The organism is Pseudomonas sp. OG7 (assembly GCF_014192825.1).
Lineage (GTDB): Bacteria > Pseudomonadota > Gammaproteobacteria > Pseudomonadales > Pseudomonadaceae > Aquipseudomonas > Aquipseudomonas monteilii.
The window spans coordinates 87,433-112,661 of record NZ_JACHYK010000005.1 but is presented as its reverse complement, the minus strand read 5'-3'; the positions used below and the strand labels follow the sequence as shown (position 1 = coordinate 112,661).

24 protein-coding genes are annotated in these 25,229 nt (G+C 63.1%); 12 read left to right on the top strand and 12 right to left on the bottom strand.

Annotated features, from left to right (window positions below; genetic code table 11):
- Positions 1-16: 16 nt before the first annotated feature.
- The gene (locus FHW75_RS13695; protein ID WP_025753897.1) at positions 17-466 is read right to left on the bottom strand and encodes a YcgN family cysteine cluster protein; all 450 of its coding nucleotides are present in this window, start codon (positions 464-466) and stop codon (positions 17-19) included.
- A gap of 143 nt (positions 467-609) precedes the next feature.
- Between FHW75_RS13695 and FHW75_RS13690 the strand changes: the two genes are divergently transcribed.
- On the top strand, positions 610-1,203 hold the full coding sequence (locus FHW75_RS13690; protein ID WP_016711945.1) for a nitroreductase family protein: 594 nt from the start codon (positions 610-612) through the stop codon (positions 1,201-1,203).
- A gap of 68 nt (positions 1,204-1,271) precedes the next feature.
- On the opposite strand, the gene FHW75_RS13685 is transcribed toward FHW75_RS13690, so the two are convergent.
- From FHW75_RS13685 to FHW75_RS13670, 4 genes are all read right to left on the bottom strand, one after another.
- The gene (locus FHW75_RS13685; RefSeq protein ID WP_019098498.1) at positions 1,272-2,204 is read right to left on the bottom strand and encodes a D-2-hydroxyacid dehydrogenase; all 933 of its coding nucleotides are present in this window, start codon (positions 2,202-2,204) and stop codon (positions 1,272-1,274) included.
- Between the two features lie 2 nt (positions 2,205-2,206).
- Positions 2,207-2,500 (bottom strand): YcgL domain-containing protein, encoded by a 294-nt coding sequence (locus tag FHW75_RS13680; protein ID WP_016711947.1) that lies wholly within the window; start codon positions 2,498-2,500, stop codon positions 2,207-2,209.
- Positions 2,497-3,630: a ribonuclease D gene (gene rnd / locus FHW75_RS13675; RefSeq protein ID WP_019098497.1), complete on the bottom strand. Its 1,134-nt coding sequence runs from the start codon at positions 3,628-3,630 to the stop codon at positions 2,497-2,499. The genes FHW75_RS13680 and rnd overlap by 4 nt, the downstream gene beginning before the upstream one ends.
- 101 nt (positions 3,631-3,731) lie before the next feature.
- Complete coding sequence (locus tag FHW75_RS13670; protein WP_183673891.1) at positions 3,732-5,369, bottom strand: phosphoethanolamine transferase; 1,638 nt, start codon at positions 5,367-5,369, stop codon at positions 3,732-3,734.
- Positions 5,370-5,621: 252 nt separating this feature from the next.
- On the opposite strand from FHW75_RS13670, the gene FHW75_RS13665 reads away from it, so the two are divergent.
- Entirely contained in the window at positions 5,622-5,858 is a 237-nt protein-coding gene (locus FHW75_RS13665) for a YdcH family protein (RefSeq protein ID WP_019098495.1), read from the top strand.
- A gap of 61 nt (positions 5,859-5,919) precedes the next feature.
- Here the strand turns inward: FHW75_RS13665 and FHW75_RS13660 are convergent, their stop codons facing one another.
- The gene (locus FHW75_RS13660; RefSeq protein ID WP_025753901.1) at positions 5,920-7,101 is read right to left on the bottom strand and encodes a PLP-dependent aspartate aminotransferase family protein; all 1,182 of its coding nucleotides are present in this window, start codon (positions 7,099-7,101) and stop codon (positions 5,920-5,922) included.
- Between the two features lie 91 nt (positions 7,102-7,192).
- Between FHW75_RS13660 and FHW75_RS13655 the strand changes: the two genes are divergently transcribed.
- A complete protein-coding gene (locus FHW75_RS13655; protein ID WP_016498365.1) occupies positions 7,193-7,654 on the top strand; it encodes an Lrp/AsnC family transcriptional regulator in 462 nt (153 codons plus the stop codon).
- A 56-nt stretch (positions 7,655-7,710) separates the two neighbouring features.
- Here FHW75_RS13655 and FHW75_RS13650 read toward each other — a convergent pair whose 3' ends face one another.
- On the bottom strand, positions 7,711-10,041 hold the full coding sequence (locus FHW75_RS13650) for an FdhF/YdeP family oxidoreductase (protein WP_019098494.1): 2,331 nt from the start codon (positions 10,039-10,041) through the stop codon (positions 7,711-7,713).
- Between the two features lie 234 nt (positions 10,042-10,275).
- Between FHW75_RS13650 and moaA the strand changes: the two genes are divergently transcribed.
- Positions 10,276-11,280 (top strand): GTP 3',8-cyclase MoaA, encoded by a 1,005-nt coding sequence (gene moaA, locus FHW75_RS13645; RefSeq protein ID WP_183673889.1) that lies wholly within the window; start codon positions 10,276-10,278, stop codon positions 11,278-11,280.
- Between the two features lie 20 nt (positions 11,281-11,300).
- Complete coding sequence (locus FHW75_RS13640) at positions 11,301-12,200, top strand: bestrophin family protein (RefSeq protein ID WP_019098492.1); 900 nt, start codon at positions 11,301-11,303, stop codon at positions 12,198-12,200.
- A 20-nt stretch (positions 12,201-12,220) separates the two neighbouring features.
- Here the strand turns inward: FHW75_RS13640 and moaB are convergent, their stop codons facing one another.
- Positions 12,221-12,760 carry a molybdenum cofactor biosynthesis protein B gene (gene moaB / locus FHW75_RS13635; RefSeq protein ID WP_012273701.1) on the bottom strand — a complete coding sequence of 180 codons (540 nt, stop codon included), beginning with the start codon at positions 12,758-12,760 and terminating at the stop codon, positions 12,221-12,223.
- 141 nt (positions 12,761-12,901) lie between these two features.
- Here moaB and FHW75_RS13630 point away from each other — a divergent pair, with 141 nt between their 5' ends.
- Positions 12,902-13,789: a LysR family transcriptional regulator gene (locus tag FHW75_RS13630; protein ID WP_027609388.1), complete on the top strand. Its 888-nt coding sequence runs from the start codon at positions 12,902-12,904 to the stop codon at positions 13,787-13,789.
- Here the strand turns inward: FHW75_RS13630 and FHW75_RS13625 are convergent.
- The gene (locus tag FHW75_RS13625; protein ID WP_025753902.1) at positions 13,777-14,559 is read right to left on the bottom strand and encodes an AraC family transcriptional regulator; all 783 of its coding nucleotides are present in this window, start codon (positions 14,557-14,559) and stop codon (positions 13,777-13,779) included. The genes FHW75_RS13630 and FHW75_RS13625 overlap by 13 nt on opposite strands.
- Before the next feature lie 294 nt (positions 14,560-14,853).
- Between FHW75_RS13625 and FHW75_RS13620 the strand changes: the two genes are divergently transcribed.
- From FHW75_RS13620 to FHW75_RS13600, 5 genes are all read left to right on the top strand, one after another.
- Positions 14,854-16,467 carry an APC family permease gene (locus tag FHW75_RS13620; RefSeq protein ID WP_027615338.1) on the top strand — a complete coding sequence of 538 codons (1,614 nt, stop codon included), beginning with the start codon at positions 14,854-14,856 and terminating at the stop codon, positions 16,465-16,467.
- 23 nt (positions 16,468-16,490) lie between these two features.
- Positions 16,491-17,417 (top strand): 4-hydroxyproline epimerase, encoded by a 927-nt coding sequence (locus tag FHW75_RS13615; protein ID WP_183673887.1) that lies wholly within the window; start codon positions 16,491-16,493, stop codon positions 17,415-17,417.
- A gap of 41 nt (positions 17,418-17,458) precedes the next feature.
- Positions 17,459-18,406: a dihydrodipicolinate synthase family protein gene (locus tag FHW75_RS13610; protein ID WP_016711960.1), complete on the top strand. Its 948-nt coding sequence runs from the start codon at positions 17,459-17,461 to the stop codon at positions 18,404-18,406.
- A gap of 186 nt (positions 18,407-18,592) precedes the next feature.
- Positions 18,593-20,170, top strand: coding sequence for an aldehyde dehydrogenase (NADP(+)) (locus FHW75_RS13605; protein ID WP_027615339.1), 1,578 nt, complete (start codon positions 18,593-18,595; stop codon positions 20,168-20,170).
- A gap of 2 nt (positions 20,171-20,172) precedes the next feature.
- Positions 20,173-21,420 carry an FAD-binding oxidoreductase gene (locus FHW75_RS13600; protein ID WP_183673885.1) on the top strand — a complete coding sequence of 416 codons (1,248 nt, stop codon included), beginning with the start codon at positions 20,173-20,175 and terminating at the stop codon, positions 21,418-21,420.
- 33 nt (positions 21,421-21,453) lie between these two features.
- On the opposite strand, the gene xenA is transcribed toward FHW75_RS13600, so the two are convergent.
- A complete protein-coding gene (xenA, locus tag FHW75_RS13595) occupies positions 21,454-22,545 on the bottom strand; it encodes a xenobiotic reductase XenA (RefSeq protein WP_016711963.1) in 1,092 nt (363 codons plus the stop codon).
- Between the two features lie 85 nt (positions 22,546-22,630).
- Between xenA and FHW75_RS13590 the strand changes: the two genes are divergently transcribed.
- Positions 22,631-22,930 (top strand): helix-turn-helix transcriptional regulator, encoded by a 300-nt coding sequence (locus FHW75_RS13590; RefSeq protein WP_025753907.1) that lies wholly within the window; start codon positions 22,631-22,633, stop codon positions 22,928-22,930.
- Positions 22,931-23,015: 85 nt separating this feature from the next.
- On the opposite strand, the gene mqo is transcribed toward FHW75_RS13590, so the two are convergent.
- A complete protein-coding gene (gene mqo, locus FHW75_RS13585; protein ID WP_019098485.1) occupies positions 23,016-24,653 on the bottom strand; it encodes a malate dehydrogenase (quinone) in 1,638 nt (545 codons plus the stop codon).
- A 327-nt stretch (positions 24,654-24,980) separates the two neighbouring features.
- The gene (locus FHW75_RS13580; RefSeq protein ID WP_003254720.1) at positions 24,981-25,172 is read right to left on the bottom strand and encodes a YhfL family protein; all 192 of its coding nucleotides are present in this window, start codon (positions 25,170-25,172) and stop codon (positions 24,981-24,983) included.
- Positions 25,173-25,229: the final 57 nt, after the last annotated feature.

Below are 25,229 nucleotides of genomic sequence, written 5' to 3'. Positions count from 1 at the left end.
CAGCGGGCCGCGCCGGTCAGCTGGCGCGGAAGATCAGGTGGTCTTCCCAGTCGTCTTCGTGCACATCGTGTTCACTGAGCATACGCCCCGACTGGGAAATGCGCTGTTCATGGACTTGCTGGCGGTCGCCGCAGACCAGGTGGTGCCAGGCGGGCAAGTCCTTGCCCTCGCTGACAAGGCGGTAACCGCAGGTACTCGGCAGCCACTTGAACTGGTCGGCCTTGCCCGGAGTGAGCTGGATGCAGTCCGGCACGTGGGCAAAGCGGTTGGGGTAGTCGCTGCACTGGCAGGTGTGCAAGTCCAGCAGCTTGCAGGCGATGCGCGTGTAATAGACGCTGTTGTCGTCCTCGTCCTCAAGCTTTTGCAGGCAGCACAGGCCGCAGCCGTCGCACAGCGACTCCCACTCTTGTGGGCTGAGTTGTTCGAGGGTCTTGCGCCGCCAGAACGGCGCGTTTTCAGCGATCATCACACGGTTTCCTGCATTCATCGATAGGCCACGGCGCGCGGCGGCGCCAGTCTAGAGCCTGACCTTGCGCAAAGCCAGACCGCTTGTCAGTCGCGACGGGACGCAGTAGCGTGCGGGTTTCCCGTCCTTTTGCAGGAGCTGTCATGAGTGCCAACCCTCGCATTGCCGATTACGCCATCAACGAGCAGTTCATCAACCGCTGGTCGCCGCGTGCTTTCACCGCCGAGCCGATCAGCGAAGAGACCCTGCTGAGCTTCCTGGAAGCCGCCCGTTGGGCTCCGTCGGCGTACAACTCGCAGCCTTGGCGCTTCCTGTATGCCCGCCGCGACACGCCAAACTGGGAGCGTTACCTGAACCTGTTGGTGCCGTTCAACCGCAGCTGGGCACAACAGGCCTCGGCGCTGGTGCTGATCATTTCCAAGACCACCTTCGCCGCCCCGGGCGCCACGGAGGAAAAGCCGGCGCTGTGGCATACCTTCGACACCGGTTCCGCCTGGGGGCACCTGGCCCTGCAGGCCAGCATCAGCGGCTGGCACACCCATGGCATGGCCGGCTTCGACCAGGACCTGGCGCGTCAGGAGCTGAAGGTTCCTGAAGGTTATGTGCTGCATGCCATGGTGGCGATCGGCAAACTGGGTGACAAGGCCAGCCTGGATGAGGCGTTGCAGGCACGTGAAGTGCCGAGCCCGCGCAAACCATTGAGCGAGCTGGCTGCCGAGGGTGATTTCAGCCTGTAAGCCCTGTGATGGCCTTACTGGCCTTTTCGCGAGCATGCCCGCGAAAAGGCCAGTACAGGCACTACAAATCAATAGCCCCGGGCAAAATCCACTTCACCCCGCAACCCCTGCCCCGCTTCATACGCCTGCATATTCTCGACAAACAGCCGCACCATCGCCGCCGGCGAGGTAGGTGCCGAGCTGTGTCCGGTCAGCAGCAAGCCCCAGGCGGTCCAGAACGGGTGCTGTTTAGGCAGTGGTTCCTGGCGGCACACATCGATCACTGCACCGGCCAGATGCCCTTCCTTCAGCGCCTCGACCAGGTCCGCATCCACCACCGCCGCGCCTCGCCCGGCATTGATGAACAGCGTGCTCGGCTGGAAGCACTTGAACAGCGCCGCGTCATACAGGTCATGGGTCGCCGGGGTATCCGGCAACAGGTTGAGCACGTAGTCGACCTGGCCAACAATGCGCGGCAAGTCGGCCAGTGCCGCCACCTCGACGAACGGTGCCTGCTCCCGGGCACTGCTGGCAACCCCATACAACACCACACCAAACGGCTGCAGGAACTCGGCCACGCGCTGGCCAATATCGCCGGTGCCCACGATCAGCACCTTGCGCCCTTCCAGCGTACGTCCTGGGCGAGCGTCCCAGCGCCGCTCCACCTGGCTGACCAGGCGCGACAGCACCTCGCGTTCGTGGCCGAGCATGTAGGTAAGCATGTACTCGGCCATCACCTGGCCAAAGATGCCTACTGCGCGGGTCAGGCGATAGTCACGCGGCAAGCCATCGGCCAGCAACGGCGTGATACCCGCCCAGGTCGACTGCACCCAGTCCGGCTTGTGGCCTTGGCGCAGCAAGCTCGCCAGCAGGTCCGGCTGGCCCAGCCACACCTTGCACTGTGGTGCCAGGCGGGCCAGTTCGGCGGAATCACCGCTGGTCAGTACTTCCAGATCAGGCGCGGCTTCACGCAAAAGCGCGGCGTAACGAGCATGATCATGCTCAGCAATCAGTACGCGCATGGTCAGACCGGGTCGTTTCGGCGCAGCAGCTCTTCAGGCAGGTGCTCGATGTACTCGTCTTCCGCCGGCGGCATCTGCAGGTGGTAGCCTTGGTTGTCGAGGTTCTCCAGCACCTTGGCGATGTCCTCGCGGGCCAGCTTGCGCTCCGGGGTGAGCACCAGGTCGAAGGCATGCACAGGGGTGCCGAAGAATGGCAGCAGACCTTCCGGCACGCGCTCCAGGCCCTCGGCCTTGAGCACATACAGGTACATTTCGTTCTTGCGGGGGCTCTTGTAGATCGAGCAAATGCGTTTCATCGGGTCTCTCCGGCACCTGCAAGGCTGTCCAGCAGGGCCTGGCCCATACGCTCACGGCGCCAGCCGCGCAGCGAATCGGGCAGTTGATAAGGGCCATTGGGGTAGCCGCTCTTGAGCAGCGCTTCCAGGGCTTTCTTGCGCAGCATCAGCTCGGGGGCGATCCCCAGGCGCTCGCCTTCGGCCTGGCCGATGGCACGCAGCTGCTTGAGGATGCCGGCGGCCTCGATCGGCAGCGGCTCGGGCAAAGGCGCGGGCCACTGCTCGGCAGGCAGGCTGGCGGCGCGCTGGATCAGCTTGATCAGGCACTCACCGTCCTGACGAATGGTGCGCGGGTGCATCTCGTCGATCCTGGCCAGCGCCGACAGGTTGTTCGGCTGGCTCTTGGCCATGGGCCACAGCGAGTGCTCCTTGAGGATGCGGTTGCGCGGTACATCGCGGCTACGGGCTTCACGCTCGCGCCAGGCGCACAGCTCTCGCAACACCGCCAGTTGCTGAGGGGCCAGCTTCCAGGCCAGCTTGACGTCGCGGTACAGGGTCTCGGGCTCGACCTCACGGCGCAACGCAGCCACCAGCTCGGCGCCGTCTTCCAGCACCCAGGCGTACTTGTCGTCGCTCAGGCGCGGGCGCAAGGCGGTGAACAGCTCGGCCAGGTGCACGGCATCTTCGGCGGCATAGCTGACCTGCGTGTCGGAGAGCGGGCGCTGCAGCCAGTCGGAGCGGGTTTCGCCCTTGGGCAGCTCGATACCCAGCACCTCCTGCACCAGGCGCGAATAGCCCATGGAGAAGCCCAGGTTCAGGTAGCCGGCTGCCAGCTGAGTGTCGAACAGCGGCTGCGGCAGCTTGCCGGTCAGGCGCAACAGCACTTCGAGGTCTTCGCTGCAGGCGTGCAGCACCTTGACCACACCGCTGTCTTCGAGCAAGTCGGCCAAGGGTTGCCAGTTACCGATCAGCAACGGGTCGATCAGATAGGCACGCTGGCCGTCGCCGATCTGGATCAGCCCGGCTTTCGGGTAGAAGGTGTCAACCCGCATGAACTCGGTGTCGACAGCGACAAAAGGCAGTTGGTGCCAGTCGCGGCAGTGTTCGGCCAGGCTCTGGTCGTCACGGATCCAGTGAATTTCGATGGCCACAAGGCTCTCCCACTAACATTGGCGCGCAGTATATACGGCGCGGGCACTGCTGGTGAAACCCGGGCCATCCTTGATATCGATAAGTGGTGGTGTTGTGTGGGTCAGCGTTTGGCCGCCAACCACGGACGGCAGCTGGCAAACATGTCCAGCGACTGCTGATACACCTCGGTACGCACCTGCAACAGGCCGAGCATGGAGTGGAACAGGTTGTCCTGCGACAGCGGCGCATCGCTGAGCTTGGCCAGGCAGTCGGTGTCGATACCGAAATCCTCTTTGTAGCTGTCGGAGAACCAGGTCAGCAATGGCACGTGCTTCTGCTGTTCCGGGGCGATGGCGTAAGGCGTGCCGTGCAGGAACAGGTTGTACTCACCCAGCGACTCGCCATGGTCGGACAGGTAAATCATCGCGGTGTCGACCTTGTCCTGTTTGCTGCGCAGGGTGTCGATCAGCGACGCCAGCACTTTGTCGGTGTAAGCCAGGGTGTTGTCGTAACCGTTGATGATGTCTTGCTCGCTGCACTGGTTCAGCGCGTTGCTCTGGCACACCGGCGTGAAGCGCTCACTGTCACTTGGGTAGCGCTTGAAATATTCCGGGCCGTGGCTGCCCATCTGGTGCAGCACCAGCACGGTGTCCTTGTCGAGGTTGTCGATCAGCGCGTCCAGCCCTTGCAGCAGGATCTGGTCATGGCATTCGCCATTGGCGCACAGCTGCGGGTCGTTGAGGTTGCTGACATCGATGAACTGCACACGGTCGCAGGTACCTTTGCAGCCCGACTGGTTGTCGCGCCACTGCACGGCCAGGCCGGCCCGCTGGAGGATATCCAGCAGCCCTTCGCGGTTCTTGGCCACGCGGGCATCGTATTCCTTGCGGGCCATACCCGAGAACATGCACGGCACCGAGACAGCCGTTTCCGTACCGCACGAATGCACATGGGAAAACGCCACCAGGCCCTGCTCCTTGGCCAGGTTCGGAGTGGTATCGCGGTCATAGCCCAACACGCCAAAGTGGTCGGCCCGCGCACTTTCACCCACCACCAGCACGGTCAACGACTTGCGCTCATGCTTCTGCCAGGCGACATCACGCTTGGCATCTTCGCCATAGTGCTGGAAAGGACGCGATGCCGTACCGACGCGTTCGCTGACATAGCCAATGGAAGCACCGACGATATTGCTGGGGGTCAGCATCAGGCGCAATTCGTGGTGGTTGCGAAACAGCGAGGACAACCCTTGATAGTTGACCAGCGCCACCGAGCCCAGGGCTACCACGCAGGCGCCACTGACTACCAGCTTGCCCAGCAGCTCGCGGGGCCAGGGACGGTAGGCAATGGGCGCCTTCCACAACAGCACCGAAGGCACCACGCCCAAGCCCAGAATATACAAGCCAAACTTCAGCGAAAGCAGGTCGCGTACTTCGGTTACGTTGGTTTCTGCAATGTTGCGGAACATACCCGCATCTATAAGTACGCCGTATTGATTCATGAAGTAAGCCACACCCGCGCCACTCATGAACAACAGGATAAGTATCGGCTTGAATACATATCGGAAGGCAAACAACGTGAGGATGAGATTGAAAGCGAACAACATCAGCACGGCAAACGCCAGGCTCAGCCACAGCCCGGACAGGCCGGCAGGCACCACCTCTTGCAGGTGCTCCCAGAGGAACATGTTCAAGCCAATCAGCAGATAAAGGCTGGCCAGCAGCGTGACCCATTCAGTCCGCAGGGATTTGAAGTTGAGCATTAGCGTTCGCAATCAAGAGTGATTATCAACCCCCAGGCCGGCTGGCACCGTGGGAAAGTTGGGCGAACTCTAGAAAGCGCGTCATCAATTTTTTGTGAAAAAGTTGGTAACAATTTCGTGAGGACGCGTCTTTCGGTGATTTACGGCGCTTCATTCAGCTGCCATTCAGGCTGGCCGACATCACCGGCCTGCGCAAAGGCGGCTATCCTCAGAGGTCAGGACCTTACCGACAACCCTGACAGAGGTGAAGAAATGCCAGTTCCGCATGATCTGCTCGCTGACCTGCACGTTACCGCCGATGCATTCCAGGCGCTCATTGACAAGGACCAGACGCTGCACTCACTGCACAAGGAATACAACGCCAAGGACAAGGAGGTGGTCGCCGCCGAAGTCAACGGCACCAACGACGACGCCGTCAACCGCCTGCGCAAGGAACGGTTGCTGATCAAGGACAAGATCGAACGGATCATTCATCCGCCGAAATCCTGATGGAAATGTATTGAATTCACTGGCCCCTTCGCGAGTTCACCCGCGAAGGGGCCAGCAACCCTTACACAGCTGCCGAAGCTTTCAAGGCGCCATCCAGATCCTCGATCAGATCACGGTAATCCTCGATCCCCATCGAAAGCCGCAGCAGGTTCTCGCTGATCCCCATCACCCCTTTCTGCTCCGGGCTCAGCGAGCAGTGCGACATGGTCCACGAGTGGTTGATCATGCTCTCCACCCCACCCAGCGAGTCGGCCAGCACAAAGATCTGCAACGCTTCCACCAAGCGGTTGAGCGCGGCGCGGTCGCCCTTGACCTTCATGGCCACCACCGCCCCGCCACTGCGCATCTGGCGTTTGCACAATTCGTGTTGCGGGTGGCTTTCCAGCCCCGGGTAATACACCTGCTCGATCTGCGGATGGTTTTCGAGGAAGCGCGCCACCTGCAGGGCATTGCCACACTGGCGCTCCATGCGCACATCCAGAGTTTTCAGGCCACGCAGGGCCAGGTAGCAGTCGAACGGCCCCTGCACCGCGCCAATTGCCATGCTGATGCGGCGAAGGCGCGCCAGCAGTGCATCGTTGGCCGCCACCACCACACCACCGGTGAGGTCGGAGTGGCCACCGATGTACTTGCTGGCCGAGTGCATCACCAGGTCCACGCCCAAGGTGATGGGGCGCTGGTTCCACGGCGAGCAGAAGGTATTGTCGATGCAGGTGAGGATGCCCCGGGCCTTGGCCAGGTCGCACACGGCCTTGATGTCGACCAGGTGCAGCAGCGGGTTGGTCGGCGATTCGATCCAGATCAGCTGGGTTTCCGGCTTGATGGCGGCAGCCACGGCCTCCAGGTCGTTGAGGTCGACATAGGTGGTGGTCAGGCCCGAGGTGCGGCTGCGGTAGTCTTCCAGAATACGGAAAGTGCCGCCGTACACGCCGTTCATCACCACGACATGGGCATCCTTGGGCAGCAGCTCCAGCACCGTCGCGGTAGCGTTCACGCCCGAGGCACAGGCAACCGCGCCCACGCCCTCTTCCAGCGCGGCGACACAGGTTTCGTAGGCATGCCGGGTGGGGTTGCCAACGCGGCTGTAGGAGTATTCCGGTTTGTCATCCAGGCTGCGTTTGGTGAACGAGCTGGCGGTGACGATGGCTGGAAAAATGGCGTTTTCAGCGACGCTGAACTGCTCGCCGGCGTGAATGGTACGGGTGGCGAAATTGCGCGGCTTGTCGGACATGGTCAGGCCCATTGGCAGAGTTAAGGCTGCAACTATCGCACAACCCAAATGTTCTGGCCTTGGGGTAATCTGTGAAAAATTTTCTTCACGGCCCGCGCGCGATATGGACAGTTTCGACCAGCACATTCTTACCCTGCTTCAGCGCGATGCCTCGATATCGCTCAAGGACCTGGCCGAGGCCGTCAACCTGTCCACCACGCCCTGCTGGAAGCGGGTCAAGCGCCTGGAAGAAGAAGGCTACATTCTTGGCCGCGTCGCCCTGCTCGACCCCGAACGGCTTGGCCTGGGGCTGACGGTGTTCGTCCAGCTCAAGACCCAGCGCCACGACAGCGCCTGGCTTGAGCAGTTTGCCGCGACCGTGACCGGGTTCGAGGAAGTGATGGAGTTCTACCGCATGTCCGGCGACTGGGATTACATGCTGCGGGTGGTGGTGGGGGATATTGCGGCGTATGACCGGTTCTACAAAAAGCTGATTACCCGTACCGATGGGCTGTCGAACATTACGTCCAGTTTTGCCATGGAGCAGATGAAGTACACCACAGCGTACCCGGTGCATCGATCCTGAATCGGTGATGGATTCTTCGCGGGCAAGCCCGCGAAGAGGCCGGTACAGGCAACCAATCAGTTAGCCGCCAGCACCGCCGCAATCCGGTTCCCCGCCTTGGCTTTCTCAACCTTGATCGCCACAAACTTCGACGTCGGTGTATAGGTCCCCTCGCCATAACTCTCCAGCGGCACCAGCGGATTGGTCTCCGGGTAATACGCCGCCGCCTGCCCTTCAGGCACGTCATACGCCACCAGGCGGAACCCCGACACCCGCCGCTCGACGCCATCCTCCCACAGCGACACCAGGTCCACATGCTCACCCGGCTCGAAGCCCAGGCGACGAATATCGGCCTCGTTCACGAACACCACTTCACGCAGGCCGAACACGCCACGGTAGCGGTCGTCCAGGCCATACAGCGTGGTGTTGTACTGGTCGTGCGAGCGCAGGGTCTGCAGGATCAGGTCGGGCTTGTCACCCCGCGCCAGCACCTTGGCGTTGATCAACTCCTCTGGCAGCGCGTGGGGCATGAACCGTGCCTTGCCCGTGGCCGTGCGGAAGTTGCGATCGGCGGCATTGTTGCCCAGGTGGAAACCGCCCGGGCTATGCAGGCGTTCGTTGAAGCCGGTGAAACCAGGGATCACGTCGGCAATCATGTCACGAATGCGGTTGTAGTCAGCCACCGCATACTCCCAGTCGATTGGCTGATTGCCCAGCGTGGCCTTGGCCATACCGGCGATGATCCAAGGCTCCGAGCGCATGTGCGGTGAACGCGGGCGCAACTGGCCGTTAGAGATGTGCACCATGCTGAAGGTGTCTTCCACGGTCACGCCTTGAGGCCCTTCGGCCTGCAGGTCGATTTCGGTCCGGCCCAGGCAGGGCAGGATCAACGCATCGCGGCCAGTGACCAGGTGCGAGCGGTTGAGCTTGGTGGAAATCTGCACGGTCAACGCGCAGTTCTGAAGCGCCGCGTGGGTGCGCGGGGTGTCCGGGGTGGCTTGGGCAAAGTTGCCGCCCAGGGCGACGAACACCTTGGCCCGCCCCTCTTCCATGGCCTTGATCGCCAGCACCGCGTTGTGCCCATGGGCACGCGGCACACGGAACCGGAAGCGTTTTTCGAGGGCATCGAGCAGCGCCGGTTTGGGCTTTTCGTCGATGCCCATGGTGCGGTCGCCCTGCACGTTGCTGTGGCCACGTACCGGCGACAGGCCAGCGCCGGGTTTGCCGACGTTGCCGCGCAGCAACTGCAGGTTGACGATTTCCTGCACGGTAGGCACCGAATGGCGGTGCTGGGTGACGCCCATGGCCCAGCACATGATCACCCGCTCTGCCTTGCGGTACATGCGGGCCGCCAGCTCGATCTCGGCCAGGGTCAAGCCCGACTGCTTGACGATGTGCGCCCAGGAGGTGGCGTCCACTGCCGCCAGGTAGTCATCGACGCCACTGGTGTGCTCGGCGATGAAGGCATGGTCGAACACCGCCGGCTCACCGTTGGCCTGGGCTTCGCGCTCCCACTGCAACAGGAATTTGGCAATGCCACGCATGGCCGCCATGTCACCGCCCAAGGCCGGGCGGAAGTAGGCGCTGGAAGTCGGCTCGGAGCCGTTGCTGAGCATTTCGAACGGGTGCTGCGGGTGCTGGAAGCGCTCCAGGCCACGCTCTTTCAGCGGGTTGAAGCACACCACCTGAGCCCCGCGCTTGACCGCCTCACGCAGCGGTTCGAGCATGCGCGGGTGGTTGGTGCCTGGGTTCTGACCGATGACAAAGATCGCATCGGCCAGCTCCAGGTCGTGAAACACGACAGTGCCTTTGCCCACCCCGAGGGTTTCCGACATGCCTGCACCACTGGCTTCGTGGCACATGTTCGAGCAATCGGGGAAGTTGTTGGTGCCGTAAGCGCGCACGAACAACTGGTAGAGGAACGCCGCCTCGTTGCTGGCCCGGCCCGACGTGTAGAACTCGGCCTCGTCTGGCGACTGCAGCGCACGCAGGTGTCTGGCGACCAGCTCGAAGGCCTCCTGCCAAGTAGTTTCGACATAGTGGTCGGTGGCAGCGTCGTAGCGCATCGGGTGCGTGAGGCGGCCCTGGTATTCGAGCCAATAGTCAGTCTGGTCCTTCAGCGCGCTGACGCTGTATTTGGCGAAGAAAGCCGGGTCAACCGAGCGGCCGGTGGCTTCCCAGTTGACCGCCTTGGCGCCGTTTTCGCAGAACTTGACCATGTCGCTTTCCGGCGACTCCCCCCAGGCACAGCCGGGGCAGTCGAAGCCGCCGTTCTGGTTGGTCTTGAGCATGGCCCGCAGGTTCTTGAAGGCATTTTCGCTGCCCAGCCAGCTTTTGGTCACGCTCTTGAGCGCTCCCCAGCCGGCGGCTGCGCCTTTGTAGTCCCTGATGTGTTCGTCCTGGCTCATGCGATGAATCCTCACGCTTCGATGCTTTTATTCAGCCTATTGAGCGTGGGGGTGGGGCGTCCAATCGAAAGATCTTACGGCGTGATAAGCGGTTTCGATCATGGGGTGGAAGCTTTGAGGCATCGGGCCTGCAGCCGTGATAGAAACCATCGATCAACCAGTCGGGCAAAGCAATTTGACGGCCCTGCGGCCAGGCTATAGCTTGGAGTGAACCCACCCCATTCGAGCGCGAACGTGGAACAGAACAGCCGGGCCCTGATCGACGGCTTCAACCGGAAAATCGACTACCTGCGGATGTCGGTCACCGACCGCTGTGACTTCCGTTGCGTGTACTGCATGGCCGAAGACATGCAGTTTTTGCCGCGCCAGCAGATCCTCAGCCTCGAAGAACTGTTCCAGGTGGCCGAGCGCTTCGTCGCCCTGGGCACCCGCAAAATCCGCCTGACCGGCGGCGAGCCGCTGGTACGCCAGGGCATCGTCGAGCTGTGCGGGCGGATTGCCGCCCTGCCCGGCTTGCGCGAACTGTGCATGACCAGCAACGGCTCGCAACTCGGGCGCCTGGCACAGCCACTGTTCGACGCCGGGCTGTCGCGCTTGAACATCAGCCTCGACAGCCTGGATACCGGACGCTTCAAGCAGCTGACCCGTACCGGCGACCTGCACCAGGTCATCGCTGGTATCGACGCCGCACGCCAGGCCGGCTTCAAACGCATCAAGCTCAACTGTGTAGTACTCAAAGGCCGCAACGACCACGAACTGGTCGACCTGGTACGCTTTGCCATCGATCGCGAGCTGGACATCACCTTCATCGAAGAAATGCCGCTGGGGGTAATCAGCGAACACGAGCGCGGCGAGTCGTTCTGCTCCAGCGACGAAGTACGCGAGCGCCTGGCAGAACAGTTCACCTTGGTGGAGTCCACCGAATCATCACAGGGCCCTGCCCGCTACTGGCGCCTGGCCGAAGCCGCCAACACCCGGGTCGGTTTCATCTCGCCGCACAGCCACAACTTTTGCGCCACCTGCAACCGCGTGCGCCTGACGGTCGAAGGCCGCCTGTTGCTGTGCCTGGGCAACGAACACTCGGTAGACCTGAAGCACGTGCTGCGTGCTCACCCAGGCAACCGCGAGCGCCTGGAAAAGGCCATCCGCGACTCCCTGCACCTCAAGCCCTACCGCCACCACTTCGAAGTGGGTGGCGATGTGCAGATCCTGCGCTTCATGAACATGACCGGCGGCTGAATGGCCGTCTCTGGATTTCCATGATTGTTCACCCAACCCCCGATGTACTGCGTGTGCTGTTCACCCTCAAGGGGTCGATCGTCAAGCGCATCGCCCTGCGCTGCCTGATGGTGACCCTGCTGGCCGCGCTGATCGTGCTGGTCGAGCGCCATTTCCCCGCGTTTTTCTACCCGGTCAGTGCCACGCCGTTTACGTTGCTGGGCCTGTCGCTGTCGATCTTCATGAGCTTTCGCAACAACGCCTGCTACGACCGCTGGTGGGAGGGCCGTAAGGCCTGGGGCAAGCTGATTATCGAAACCCGCTCGTTCGTGCGCGAAAGCGTGGTGATTGCTGACGAAGCGCTGCGCGCAGAGCTGCTGCGCAGCCTGTGTGGCTATGCCCATGCGCTGAATGCCCGCCTGCGTAACGAGGACGACTTGGCAGCCGCCCGGCCCTGGCTGGCCCGGCCAGAGACGATCAGCCCGCACAACGTGTGCGACGGCATCCTGCGCGACATCGGCCAGCATTGCTCGCGGCTGGCGGAACAACAGCACATCAGCGATTGGCGCTACAGCCTGCTGGAACAGCGGCTGGTAGGCCTGACCGAGGTGCAGGCCACCTGTGAGCGGATCAAGTTCACACCGTTGCCGTTCCCCTACACGCTGTTGCTGCACCGCACCATCTACATCTTCTGCCTGCTGCTGCCGTTTGCCCTGGCCGAGCCGCTGGGCTGGCTGGCACCGCTGTTCACCACCATCGTGGGCTACACGTTCTTCGGGCTGGATGCGATTGGCAACGAACTGGAGGACCCGTTCGGGCGGGATGAGAACGACCTGCCAACCGATGCCATGGTGCGGACGGTGGAGCGGGATGTGTTGGCGGGGTTGGGCGAGACACAGTTGCCACCGGCGTTGTTGCCGGTGGAGCATGTGTTGAGCTGATAGCCGTCACAGGAGAAAACTCACCCCCGGCTGGCACAGGCCTCGATCGGCAGCAGGTGTTTGACGAAATTGCACGGCCGGTGCCGGGCATCCAGCTGCTCCGCCAGTATTCCTTCCCACGCCGTACGGCAGGCGCCGGTGGAACCCGGCAAGCAGCACACCAACGTGCGGTTGGACAACCCGGCCAGCGCTCGGCTCTGCACGGTAGAACTGCCGATATCCAGAATCGACAGCGCCCGGAACAGCTCGCCAAAGCCATCGATGCGCTTGTCCAGCAGGCACTCGACCGCCTCCGGTGTGCTGTCACGCCCGGTAAAGCCGGTACCGCCGGTAATCAGCACCACCTGCACCTGCTCGTCGGCAATCCAGGTGGCGACCTGGGCGCGGATCTTGTACAGGTCGTCCTTGAGCAACGCCCGCGCCACCAGCCGGTGGCCGATCTCGACCGACCGGCTGGCCAGCAGCTCGCCGGAGGTATCGTTGTCGTAGGTACGGGTGTCGCTGACGGTCAGCACGGCAATGTTGAGCGGTACGAAGACCGCATCGGGTTGGACGCGCACAGTAAAAGCTCCTTGAATGGCATTGTCACCACGCTAGAGGCGTGGCGCGGGGGCGTCCAATCGTTATGGCTTACCGGCCGATCAATGACATCTATCGCAGACGTGGGTTATGGTCTGCACAACCATACGCCAGGCACTTTCATGGACATCAAGCAGCTCAAGTTCCTCATCGCCCTCGACCAGACCCGCCACTTCGGCCAGGCGGCGGCGCTGTGCCATATCACTCAGCCGACGCTGTCCATGCGCCTGCGCAACCTGGAGGACGAGCTGGACCTGGTGCTGGTCAAACGCGGCCAGCGCTTCGAAGGCTTCACCGAGGCCGGCGAGCGTATTCTGGCCTGGGCCCGCACCCTGCTCGCCGCCCACGACGGCCTGCAGGCCGAGGCCGCCAGTTGCCGGGGCCAGGTGGTCGGCAGCCTGCGACTGGGCACAGTGCCGCTGGCCAGCTTCAACCCCATGCACCTGCTGCTGCCGCTACGCGAAAAATACCCCGAACTGCACTTCCAGCTCAGTTCGCTGAGCTCGGAGCAAGTCATCGACGGACTGAGCCGCAACCAGCTCGACCTGGGTATCTGCTACCTGGACCAGGTCAACCCCAGCTTCTTCGAAGTACTGGAACTGGGCACCACCACCATGGGCCTGCTGCACGACACCCGGCACTTCCAGTTTGACAGCGACACCCTGCGCTGGGACGCGCTCAGCGACATACCGCTGGGCCTGTTGAGCAAGGGTATGCACTACCGACAGTCGCTGGACCTGAGCTTGCGCAGCCGTGGCCTGGAACCGCATGCGGTACTGGAAAGCGACTCGACTTTCCAGCTGATACAGGCCATCAACACCGGCATGTGCTGCGCGATCATGCCGTTGGACTGCGGCCTCGAAGACCTCAGCGAGCACCTGCGCATTCTGCCGGTGGCCGACGCTGCCATCCACAGCCCGGTCGGCCTGTTGCTGCGCCGTAGCGAGCCGCGCTCGGCGATTGCCGAGCAGTGTTTTGCCGAGGCACGGGCGCTGTTTCAAGCCACCTGATCGCTGGTTGCCTGGCGGTACTGGCGCGGGGTGAAACCAGTCAGTTGCTTGAACTGGCGGCTGAAGGCGCTGTGGTCGGTGTAGCCACAGCGCATCGCCACATCGGTGATCGGCAGGTCCGAATGCAGCAGGCGGTGGGCGTGCTCCAGGCGCGCCTTGTGGATCATCTGTCGGGGCGTGAGGTGAAATACCCGCTTGCAGTAGCGCTCCAGCTGAGCCACGGAAATGCCAGCGATGCGGGTCAGCTCGCCCATGCTGATCGGCTGGTGAAAGTGCTGGCGGATATGCTCGTCCACCGCGGCCAGGCGCTGGTAGGCAGGGTGAGTGTCGGCGGCTGATTGCAGGTCGACCGAAATGCCTACCAAGCCGATGATCTCGCCCGCCTGGTTGTACAGCGGGCGCTTGTGGGTCAGGCACCAGCCGGGCTCGCGGCTGCCGTACAGGTGCAGCTCCAGCTGGTCGTCCAGCACCAGCCCTTCCTTGAGTACGCGGCGGTCCTGCTCGGTGTAGCCGGGGCCAAGCTGTGCCGGGAAGACTTCAGCGCTGGTCTTGCCGAGCAACGGCTGCAAGCGCTTGAGGCCGCAACGCTGGACCAGGGTGTTGTTTGCCAGCACGTAGCGGGCGGCCGGGTCTTTGATGAAGATGGCGGCGTTGGGGATGACGTCGAGGATCGGCAATAGCAGGGAAACGCTGGCCAGCAGGGCCTCAAGGCTCGCGGGGCGGTGAAGGTCGAGAGACTGGTACAGGGTTGCCAAGGGATTGTCGGTCATCTTCGGTTCTCTGCTGGCTGTGCCCGCGAAGAGGCCAGTACTACCAACACATCTCTACAGCCCTTATTCGCTAAGGCCTACAGCCTATCCAGCACCCCACCCTCGCCGCCAGCATTTTTTGCAACTGTGCCGATTTCGTCATCCCCCTTGCAGAAAACCATCAAGAACCGCCGCCCCGACCGGTTCACTCTATGCCCCACGCAAGCCGCCCAAGTCCTACAAGAGCGCGGCCCAAAAAGCCGCATCTCGTGACATCAGACCTGCCTATCCAATAACCAACAAAAAGGCGAACCCATGTCAGGCAAATTCAAGAAACAGTTATCACTGCTGGACCTCACCTTCATCGGCCTGGGGGCCATTTTCGGCTCTGGCTGGCTGTTCGCCGCCAGCCACGTCTCGGCCATCGCCGGCCCGGCGGGCATCCTGTCCTGGTTCCTCGGCGGTTTCGCCGTACTGCTGCTGGGCATCGTCTACTGCGAACTGGGCGCCGCCCTGCCCCGCGCCGGTGGCGTGGTGCGCTACCCGGTTTACTCGCACGGCCCGCTGCTGGGCTACCTGATGGGTTTCATCACCCTGATCGCCTTTTCCAGCCTGATCGCCATCGAAGTGGTCGCCTCGCGCCAGTACGCCGCCGCCTGGTTTCCCGGGCTGACCAAAACCGGTTCAAGCGACCCGACCGTGCTTGGCTGGCTCGTGCAGTTCGCGCTGTTGGGGCTGTTCTTCTTCCTCAATTACCGCAGCGTGAAAACCTTCGCCAAGGCCAACAACCTGGTCAGCGTATTCAAGTTCATCGTGCCGCTGCTGGTGATTGGCGTGCTGTTCACCTTCTTCAAACCGGAAAACTTCGAAGTCCACGGTTTTGCTCCGTTCGGCCTGTCCGGCGTAGAAATGGCCGTGTCGGCCGGTGGCATCATCTTCGCCTACCTGGGCCTGACGCCGATCATTTCGGTGGCCAGCGAAGTGAAGAACCCGCAGCGCACCATCCCGATTGCGCTGATGCTTTCGGTGCTGCTGTCCACCGCCATCTACGCCCTGCTGCAACTGGCCTTCCTCGGCAGCGTACCGACCGAAATGCTCACCAACGGCTGGGCTGCGGTCACCAAGGAACTGGCCCTGCCCTACCGTGACATCGCCCTTGCCCTGGGTGTGGGCTGGCTGGCCTACCTGGTGGTGGCCGACGCGGTGATCTCGCCCAGCGGCTGCGGCAACATCTACATGAACGCCACCCCGCGCGTGATCTATGGCTGGGCGCAGACCGGCACCTTCTTCAAGTACTTCACCCGCATCGATGCAGAGTCCGGCATCCCGCGCCCAGCGCTGTGGCTGACGTTTGGCCTGTCGGTGTTCTGGACCCTGCCATTCCCATCGTGGGAAGCACTGATCAACGTGGTATCCGCCGCCCTGGTACTGAGCTACGCCGTGGCCCCGGTCACCGTCGCCGCCCTGCGCCGCAATGCGCCAGACATGCCGCGCCCGTTCCGGGTCAAGGGTATGGGCGTGCTCGGCCCGCTGTCGTTCATCATCGCCGCGCTGATCGTGTACTGGTCCGGCTGGAATACCGTGTCGTGGCTACTGGCCCTGCAAATCGTGATGTTCGTGCTGTACCTGCTGTGCGGTCGCTTCGTGCCCACCCAGCACCTGTCGCTGGCCCAGCAAGTGCGCTCGTCGGCATGGCTGATCGGCTTCTACGCAGTAACCATCCTGCTGTCGTGGCTGGGCAGCTTCGGCGGCCTGGGGGTCATCGGCCACCCGCTCGACACCGTAGCCGTGGCGGCTTGTGCCCTGGGCATCTACTACTGGGGAGCGGCCACTGGCGTGCCTGCACACCTTGTACGCCTGGAAGGCGAGGACGAAAGCGAAACCACCGCTGACACCTATGCCGGCCGCCCTGCCGCCGTCGCCTCCTGATCTTTTACGCAAGGGACAAGCCCATGAAACAGATTCACGTCATCGACTCCCACACTGGCGGCGAACCGACCCGCCTGGTGATGAAGGGCTTCCCGCAACTGCATGGCCGCAGCATGGCCGAACAGCGCGACGAACTGCGCGAGCTGCACGACCACTGGCGCCGTGCCTGCCTGCTGGAGCCTCGCGGCAACGATGTGCTGGTGGGCGCGCTGTACTGCCCACCGGTGTCGGCCGACGCCACCTGCGGGGTGATTTTCTTCAACAACGCCGGCTACCTGAACATGTGCGGCCACGGCACCATCGGCCTGGTCGCCTCGTTGCAGCACCTGGGCCTGATCGCGCCCGGCGTGCAAAAGATAGACACCCCGGTCGGCCAAGTCAGCGCCACCCTGCATGAAGATGGCGCCGTCACCGTCGCCAATGTGCCCTCTTACCGCTATCGCCAGCAGGTGGCGGTGGATGTGCCCGGGCACGGCGTGGTGCACGGCGACATTGCCTGGGGCGGCAACTGGTTCTTCCTGGTTTCCGAACACGGCCAGCGCATAGAGCTGGGCAACCGCGAAGCGCTCACCGAGTACACCTGGGCCATGCTCAAGGCCCTCGAAGCCCAGGGCATCACGGGTGAAAACGGCGCCCCCATCGACCACGTCGAGTTGTTCGCCAACGACGCCAACGCCGACAGCCGCAACTTCGTGATGTGCCCCGGCAAGGCCTACGACCGCTCGCCCTGCGGCACCGGCACCAGCGCCAAGCTGGCCTGCCTGGCCGCCGACGGCAAGCTTGCCGAAGGCCAGACCTGGGTGCAGGCCAGCATCACCGGCAGCCAGTTCCACGGCCGCTACGAGCGCGACGGCGAACACATTCGCCCGTTCATCACCGGCCGCGCCTACATGACCGCCGACAGCACCCTGCTGATCGACGAACAAGACCCGTTCGCCTGGGGTATCTGACCCCGGCTTTTTCCGACTGAACATTGCGAGGAGTGACAACAATGACTGACAACATCTTCACCGGCACCATGCCCGCCTTGATGACCCCATGCACCGCCGACCGCAAGCCGGACTTCGACGCCCTGGTGCGCAAGGGCCGCGAACTGATCGAGGCCGGCATGAGCGCCGTGGTGTACTGCGGCTCGATGGGTGACTGGCCGCTGCTGACCGAAGCCGAGCGCCAGGAAGGTGTGGCGCGCCTGGTGGCCGCAGGCATTCCCACCATCGTCGGCACGGGTGCGGTGAACACCCGCGAAGCGGTTTCCCACGCGGCCCATGCTGCCAAGGTCGGTGCCGCCGGCCTTATGGTCATCCCCCGCGTGCTTAGCCGTGGTGCTTCGTTGATCGCCCAGAAGCACCACTTCTCGGCCATCCTTGCCGCCGCGCCCAAGCTGCCAGCAGTGATCTACAACAGCCCCTACTACGGCTTCGCCACCCGCGCCGACCTGTTCTTCGAACTGCGCCGCGAATTCTCCAACCTGATCGGCTTCAAGGAGTTCGGCGGTGGCGCCGACCTGCGCTACGCCGCCGAGCACATCACCTCCAAGGATGACGATGTGACCCTGATGGTCGGCGTGGATACCCAGGTGGTGCATGGTTTCGTCAACTGCAACGCCACCGGTGCCATCACCGGCATCGGCAACGCCCTGCCGCGTGAAGTGCTGCACTTGGTGAGCCTGAGCAAGCAGGCGGCCAAGGGCGATGCGAAGGCCCGTCGCCTGGCACGTGAGCTGGAAGCGGCACTGGCGGTGCTGTCGTCGTTCGATGAGGGTTGCGACCTGGTGCTGTACTACAAGCATCTGATGGTGCTGAACGGTGACCGCGAGTACAGCCTGCACTTCAACGAGACCGACGTGCTGACCGATGCCCAGCGCAACTATGCCGAGCAGCAGTACGCGCTGTTCCGCAGCTGGTATGCCAGCTGGTCGGCTGAGCAAAACGTCGCCTGACTTTGGACCTGCGCGGACTCTTGTAAGAGCGGCCTTGTGTCGCGAACGGGCTGCCAAGCGGCCCCGGGATTTTCGCGCAGAGGCACAAATTGCTGGGGCTGCTTCGCAGCCCTTTCGCGACACAAGGCCGCTCCTACAGGGGCTGCGGTTTCCCTTGATACCCGTATTTGATTCCAAGGAGGCTACATGCCCCTCACAGGCAACCTGCTGATCGGCCAGACGCCGGTAACTGGCAGCCGCGAAGCCATCCACGCCATCAACCCGGCTACCGGCCAAACGCTGGAACCGGCCTACCTCGGCGGCACCGGCGAACACGTCGCCCAGGCCTGCGCCCTGGCCTGGGCGGCGTTCGATGCCTACCGCGAAACCTCGCTCGAACAACGGGCACAATTTCTCGAAACCATCGCCGCGCAGATCGAAGCCCTCGGCGATGCCCTGATCGACCGCGCCGTGGCCGAAACCGGCCTGCCCAAAGCGCGCATCCAGGGTGAACGGGGCCGCACCTGCACCCAGCTGCGCACTTTTGCCCGGGTGGTGCGGGCTGGTGAATGGCTGGATGTACGGGTCGACAATGCCCAGCCCGAACGCCAGCCCCTGCCCCGCGCCGACCTGCGTCAGCGCCAGGTCGCCCTGGGGCCGGTGGCCGTGTTCGGCGCCAGCAATTTTCCGCTGGCATTTTCGGTAGCCGGTGGCGACACCGCGTCGGCATTGGCCGCTGGCTGCCCGGTGGTGGTCAAGGCCCACAGCGCCCACCCTGGCACCAGCGAACTGGTCGGCCAGGCCGTGACGCAAGCGGTGAAGCTGTGCGGTTTGCCGGCCGGCGTGTTCTCGCTGTTGTACGGCTCTGGCCGAGAAGTGGGCATCGCCCTGGTCAGCGACCCGCGTATCAAGGCAGTAGGTTTTACCGGCTCGCGCAGCGGTGGTGTCGCACTGTGCCAAGCCGCTCAGGCACGCCCGGAGCCGATCCCGGTGTACGCCGAAATGAGCTCAATCAACCCGGTATTCCTCTTCGAGGCCGCTTTGCAGGCCCGCGCCGAAGCGCTGGCGCAAGGCTTCGTCGCCTCGTTGTCCCAAGGTGCTGGCCAGTTCTGCACCAACCCCGGCCTGGTGATCGCCCGACAAGGGCCCGCGTTGCAGCGCTTCATCGCTGCCGCCAGCGAACACGTACAACAGGCCGCCGCGCAGACCATGCTCACCCCGGGCATCTTCAGTGCTTACCAGGCCGGTGTCGGTGCCCTGGCGGAAAACGCCAATGCCAAGACGGCAGCCAGTGGTCAGGCCGGGCAAGGCCCCAACCAATGCCAGGCACAGTTGTTCGTGACCCAGGCCGAAGCCTTCCTGGCAGACCCGGCGTTGCAGGCCGAAGTGTTCGGTGCTGCGTCGTTGGTCGTGGCCTGCGCGAGCGATGAACAGGTCCGCCAGGTGGCCGAGCATCTGGAGGGCCAACTGACCGCTACGTTGCAGCTGGACGATGCCGACATCACCAGCGCCCGCGCCCTGCTGCCGACCCTTGAACGCAAGGCCGGGCGCATTCTGGTCAATGGCTGGCCGACCGGCGTTGAGGTGTGCGATGCGATGGTCCACGGCGGACCGTTCCCGGCCACCTCCGATGCCCGCACCACCTCGGTGGGCACGGCGGCGATCCTGCGCTTCCTGCGTCCGGTGTGCTACCAGGACTTCCCCGATGCCTTGCTGCCGTCGGCGTTGCAGCACGGCAACCCGCTGCAGCTGCGGCGCCTGCTTGACGGTAAACGGGAAGGCTGAGCATGCTCGAAACCGCTGAAACCGATATCGCGGTGGTTGGCGCCGGCATTGTCGGCGTCGCTTGCGCCCTGCAACTGGCCCGTCAGGGCCGCCGAGTGCTGCTGGTCGACCGTCAGGCGCCCGGCCAGGGCGCGTCCTATGGCAATGCCGGGCACCTGGCGACCGAGCAGGTGTTCCCGATCGCCGACCTGTCGATCCTCAAGCGCTTGCCGCGCATGCTGCTGGACCCGATGGGCCCGTTGCGCCTGGACTGGAAGTACCTGCCCAAGGCCATGCCGTGGTTCACTCGCTTGCTGCTCAACCTGCGCCCGGCGCCGTTCCAGCGCAGCGTGGCCGGCATCCGCACACTGAACGAAGGCAGCCTGGGTGCCTGGCAGCGATTATTGGGCTCGATCGGGCGCAGCGAGCTGTTCCAGGAAGATGGCTCACTGCTGGTGTTCGAGAAGCCTGAATCACGCCAGGCGCTGGAGGCCTTGCGCGCACGCATGCAACAGCAGGCGGTGCCGGTGGACTTCTGGTCGGCCGAAGCCATACGCGAAGCGGCACCGCAGTTGAACCCATCATTGCTGGGCGGGCTGTTCTTTCCCAAGACCGGTCATTTCATCGATCCGTACAGGGTGGTGTGCGAGCTGTTCGAAGCGGCCAAAACCAGTGGCGTACGGTTTGCCCGGGCGCAGGTCGAGGGTGGCCGGTTGCACAGCGGCGGGGTCACCCTGGTCAGCGACCATGGCACGTTCAATACCCGTCAGGTGCTGATCAGCTGTGGTGCGCACTCTGCGAAACTGACCGCCGTACTGACGGGCAAGCGGGTGCCGCTGGACACGGAGCGCGGTTACCACCTGATGCTGCCGGGCGAGCGTCAGCGCCTGCCGTTTGCGGTCACGTCGCTGGAACGCAAGTTCATCATGACGCCCATGGCCGACGGCTTGCGCCTGGCCGGCACGGTGGAGTTCGCCGGGCTGGAGGCACCGCCGAGCATGCAGCGCGCCTGGCAGTTGCACCATTTGAGCAAGGGGCTGTTTCGGCAAGACTTGAGTGCCGAAGGGGCTACGCCGTGGATGGGCTTCAGGCCTTCGTTGCCAGACTCGTTGCCGGTGATCGACAGGGTGTGTGATGGGCGGGTGCTGCTGGCGTTTGGGCATCAGCATTTGGGGCTGACCCAGGCAGCGGTGACGGCGGAGTGGGTGGGGCGGTTGGCTGAGCAGGCCAGTGGGCCTGAGATGGGGGCCTACCGGTTGGATCGGTTTTAGATTCGGGGGCTGCTGCGCAGCCCCCGGCATCACTCAGCGATAGCGCTCAAGCCAGTGCGCATACGGCGCCGGCAAGGTCCAGGAGGCTTTTTCCACGCCCAGCTCCTTGGCCGCAAAGTACGCCCAGTGCGGATCAGCCAAATGCGCGCGCCCTACCGACACCAGGTCCAACTGGTTGGCCTGCAACGCGGCTTCAGCCAGTTGCGGCGTACCAAAGCCCCACGCCGAGGTCACCGGCAGCTTCGCCTCACGGCGCACGCGTTCGGCGATCGGCCCCATGAACGCCGGGCCCCACGGGATGTTGGTCTCGGGAATGGTGAAACCGACACTCACGCTCAGCAGGTCCAGGCCACCCGCCTTGAAGCGGCGCGCCAGCTCGATCGACTCTTCCAGGGTCTGCTCGTCGCGGCCGTCGTATTCCAGCACACCAAAGCGTGCGGTCAGCGGCAGGTTTTCTGGCCACACCTCACGTACCGCTGCCAGGGTTTCCAGCAGGAAACGACTGCGATTGTCGAAGCTGCCACCGTAGGCGTCGGTACGCTTGTTGGAGTGCTCGGAGAAAAAGCTCTGGCCCAGATAGCCATGGGCGAAGTGCAGTTCGATCCACTCGAAGCCGGCATCACGCGCACGGCGGGCGGCATCGACGAAGTCCTGCTTGACCCGGGCGATGTCGTCCAGGGTCATTGCGCGCGGCACGTTTGGCAGGTGCGCGCCAAAGGCAATGGCGGACGGGGCGATGGTCTCCCAGCCACGCGCGTCATCAGCACCAATGTGGTCGTCACCCTCCCACGGGCGGTTGGCGCTGGCCTTGCGGCCGGCGTGCGCAATCTGGATGCCCGGCACCGAACCGGCCGCCTTGATGGCCTGCACCACCGGCACGAAAGCCTGGGCGTGGGCATCGCTCCAGATTCCGGCGCAACCAGGGGTGATGCGCCCTTCAGGTGCCACCGCCGTGGCTTCGACCACCAGCAGGCCGGCACCGCCACGGGCCATGCTGGCGTAATGCACCTGGTGCCAGTCGTTGATCAGGCCATCCTCGGCCATGTACTGGCACATGGGCGGAATGGCGATGCGGTTGCGCAGGGTGACGTCTTTGAGGGTGTAGGGTTCGAACAGTGCGGACATGGGAAACTCCGGGCTCATCTGAATACTGTTGTTCGATCATAATCGAACTATGGCAATTAATGAAACCCCCGTTATCATGTGAGCCATGCGAGCCTACAAACACCCCACCGCTGAAGACCTGATCCTCGAACGCCTGCTCTATGCGCTGAGCGACCCCGTGCGCCTGGAAATCGTCCGACACCTGGCCGGTGTCACCGAAGCCAGCTGCGGCGAGCTGGATGGCGGCCGGCCGAAGTCGAGCATGTCCCATCACTTCCGCGTCCTGCGTGATGCGGGGCTGGTGCATACCCGCAATGTGGGGACGACCCACATGAACTCGCTGCGCAGCGAAATGCTGGGTGAGCGGTTTCCCGGGTTGCTGGAGTGCATTCTTCGGCAGAGCTGATTTTCCTGTACCCGCGAAAGGGCCCGAACAGGCAAAAAAAAAGCCACGAGGTTTCCCCCGTGGCTTCTTTCACAACAATGGCCGATTACAGCGCCATGTCGTTCGCAGGCTTGCTCTCAACCGGCTCGCTCGGCGCGCCGTTGAAGTCAACGCTGGCATCGATCACCGGCGGTTTCTCCAGCTGAAGCACTTCAGCGGTGTAGTTCCACTCTTTCTGGGTGGCCGCTGCCGAATCGTTCAGCTTGGTGCCGTAGCTTGGCACGATTTCCTTGATCTTGGCCTGCCACTCAGGAGTAGCGACCTTCTCCTTGAACACGGTTTCCAGCACGTTCAGCATGATCGGCGCAGCCGTCGAGGCGCCTGGCGATGCACCCAGCAGGCCAGCAATGGTGCGGTCTTGCGACGCCACCACTTCAGTGCCCAGCTTCAGCACGCCGCCTTTCTCGGCATCACGCTTGATGATTTGCACACGCTGGCCGGCCTGCCACAGGCGCCAGTCTTCCTTCTTGGCGTTCGGGAAGTAGGTGCGCAGGGCTTCGAAGCGGTCATCATCCGACAGCATCAGCTGACCAGCGAGGTACTCGACCAGCGGGTACTGCTCGATACCCACCTTGGTCATTGGCCACACGTTGTGGGTGGTGGTGCTGCTCAGCAGGTCCAGGTACGAGCCGTTCTTCAGGAACTTGGTCGAGAAGGTGGCGAACGGGCCAAACAGGATCACGCGCTTGCCGTCCAGCACGCGGGTGTCCAGGTGCGGTACCGACATGGGTGGTGCGCCAGTCGAGGCGATGCCGTAGGCCTTGGCCATGTGCTGCATGGCAACGGTCGGGTTCTCGGTCACCAGGAACGAGCCGCCCACCGGGAAGCCTGCGTATTCCTTGGCTTCAGGAATGCCCGACTTCTGCAGCAGCTTCAGTGCGCCGCCACCAGCACCGATGAACAGGAACTTGGCGTCGGTGGCCGATTCGGTACCGTCCTTCAGGTTCTTGTACTCGACGTGCCAGGAGCCGTCCTTGTTGCGGGTGATGTCCTGTACTTCGGTGGACAGCTTCAGGTCGAAGCCTTTCTGGGTTTGCAGGTGGCCAACGAACTGGCGGGTGATCTCGCCGAAGTTCACGTCGGTGCCGATCGGCGTCCAGGTCACGGCCAGCTTCTGGTTCGGGTCGCGGCCTTCCATCATCAGCGGGACCCACTTGGCGATCTGCGCGTGGTCCTCGGAGTACTGCATCGGGCGGAACAGCGGGCTGGCCTGCAGCGCGTCGTAGCGCTTCTTCAGGAACTTGATGTTGTCATCGCCCCACACGAAGCTCATGTGCGGGGTGGTGTTGATGAACGAGTGCGGATTCTTCAACACGCCCTGGCGTACCTGCCACGACCAGAACTGACGGGAAATCTGGAAGGCTTCGTTGATTTCGATGGCCTTGGCGATGTTGACGTTGCCGTCTTTGTCTTCCGGGGTGTAGTTCAGCTCGGCCAGCGCGGAATGGCCGGTACCGGCGTTGTTCCAGCCGTTGGAGCTTTCTTCGGCCACGCCGTCCAGGCGCTCGACCATTTCCATCGACCAGCTTGGCTCCAGCTCATGCAGCCACACGGCCAGGGTGGAGCTCATGATGCCGCCGCCGACCAGCAGCACGTCTACTTTCTTGGTTTCTGCGGCGTGCGCTTGCATGAAGCTTGCAGCGACAGCCAGACCCAGCAAGGTCTTGCCAGCTTTCTTGAACATTGATCAATTCCAGTCAGGAGAACAGAGGGCGGGCCTGTGGCTGGCCCAGGTAAAGCGTGTTCTTCAGCGCAGGCTTGTTGTTGATCATTGTTCAGCAGCCAGAGAACCAGAAAACGACTCGGCCTTTTGTCGAATTGACCGACAACGCTGAATCGTTTTTCTGATTGTATATGAAATGCCAGCACAAACAAATTGCCCGCCCCGGCGTCAAGACGACGGGTTGCCCCAGTGGCAGATTGTCACGCCAAAAACAAAAACCCCCGGCCATCTACATGACCGGGGGCCTTGGATCACGCCGCAAGCGTCGCGATCAGGGTACCGCCAAGATTACTGCTGCTGAGGCAGTTTATCGATCGGGCCGCAGCCACCGATGATCTTGGAGATGGAAACCGAAGGGTGGAACAGGTAGTCGTAGGTGCAGTTTTTCGGCTGGTTGTAAACCTGGCCAGTGCAACCCGACAGCAGGGCAACACCCGAAACTACAGCAACGGCTACGGTGGCCTTGAACAGCTTTTTCATTACAAAGTCCTTTAAATGAATCATCTTCGACCATCGTCTGATGGCGGCGGGATAATA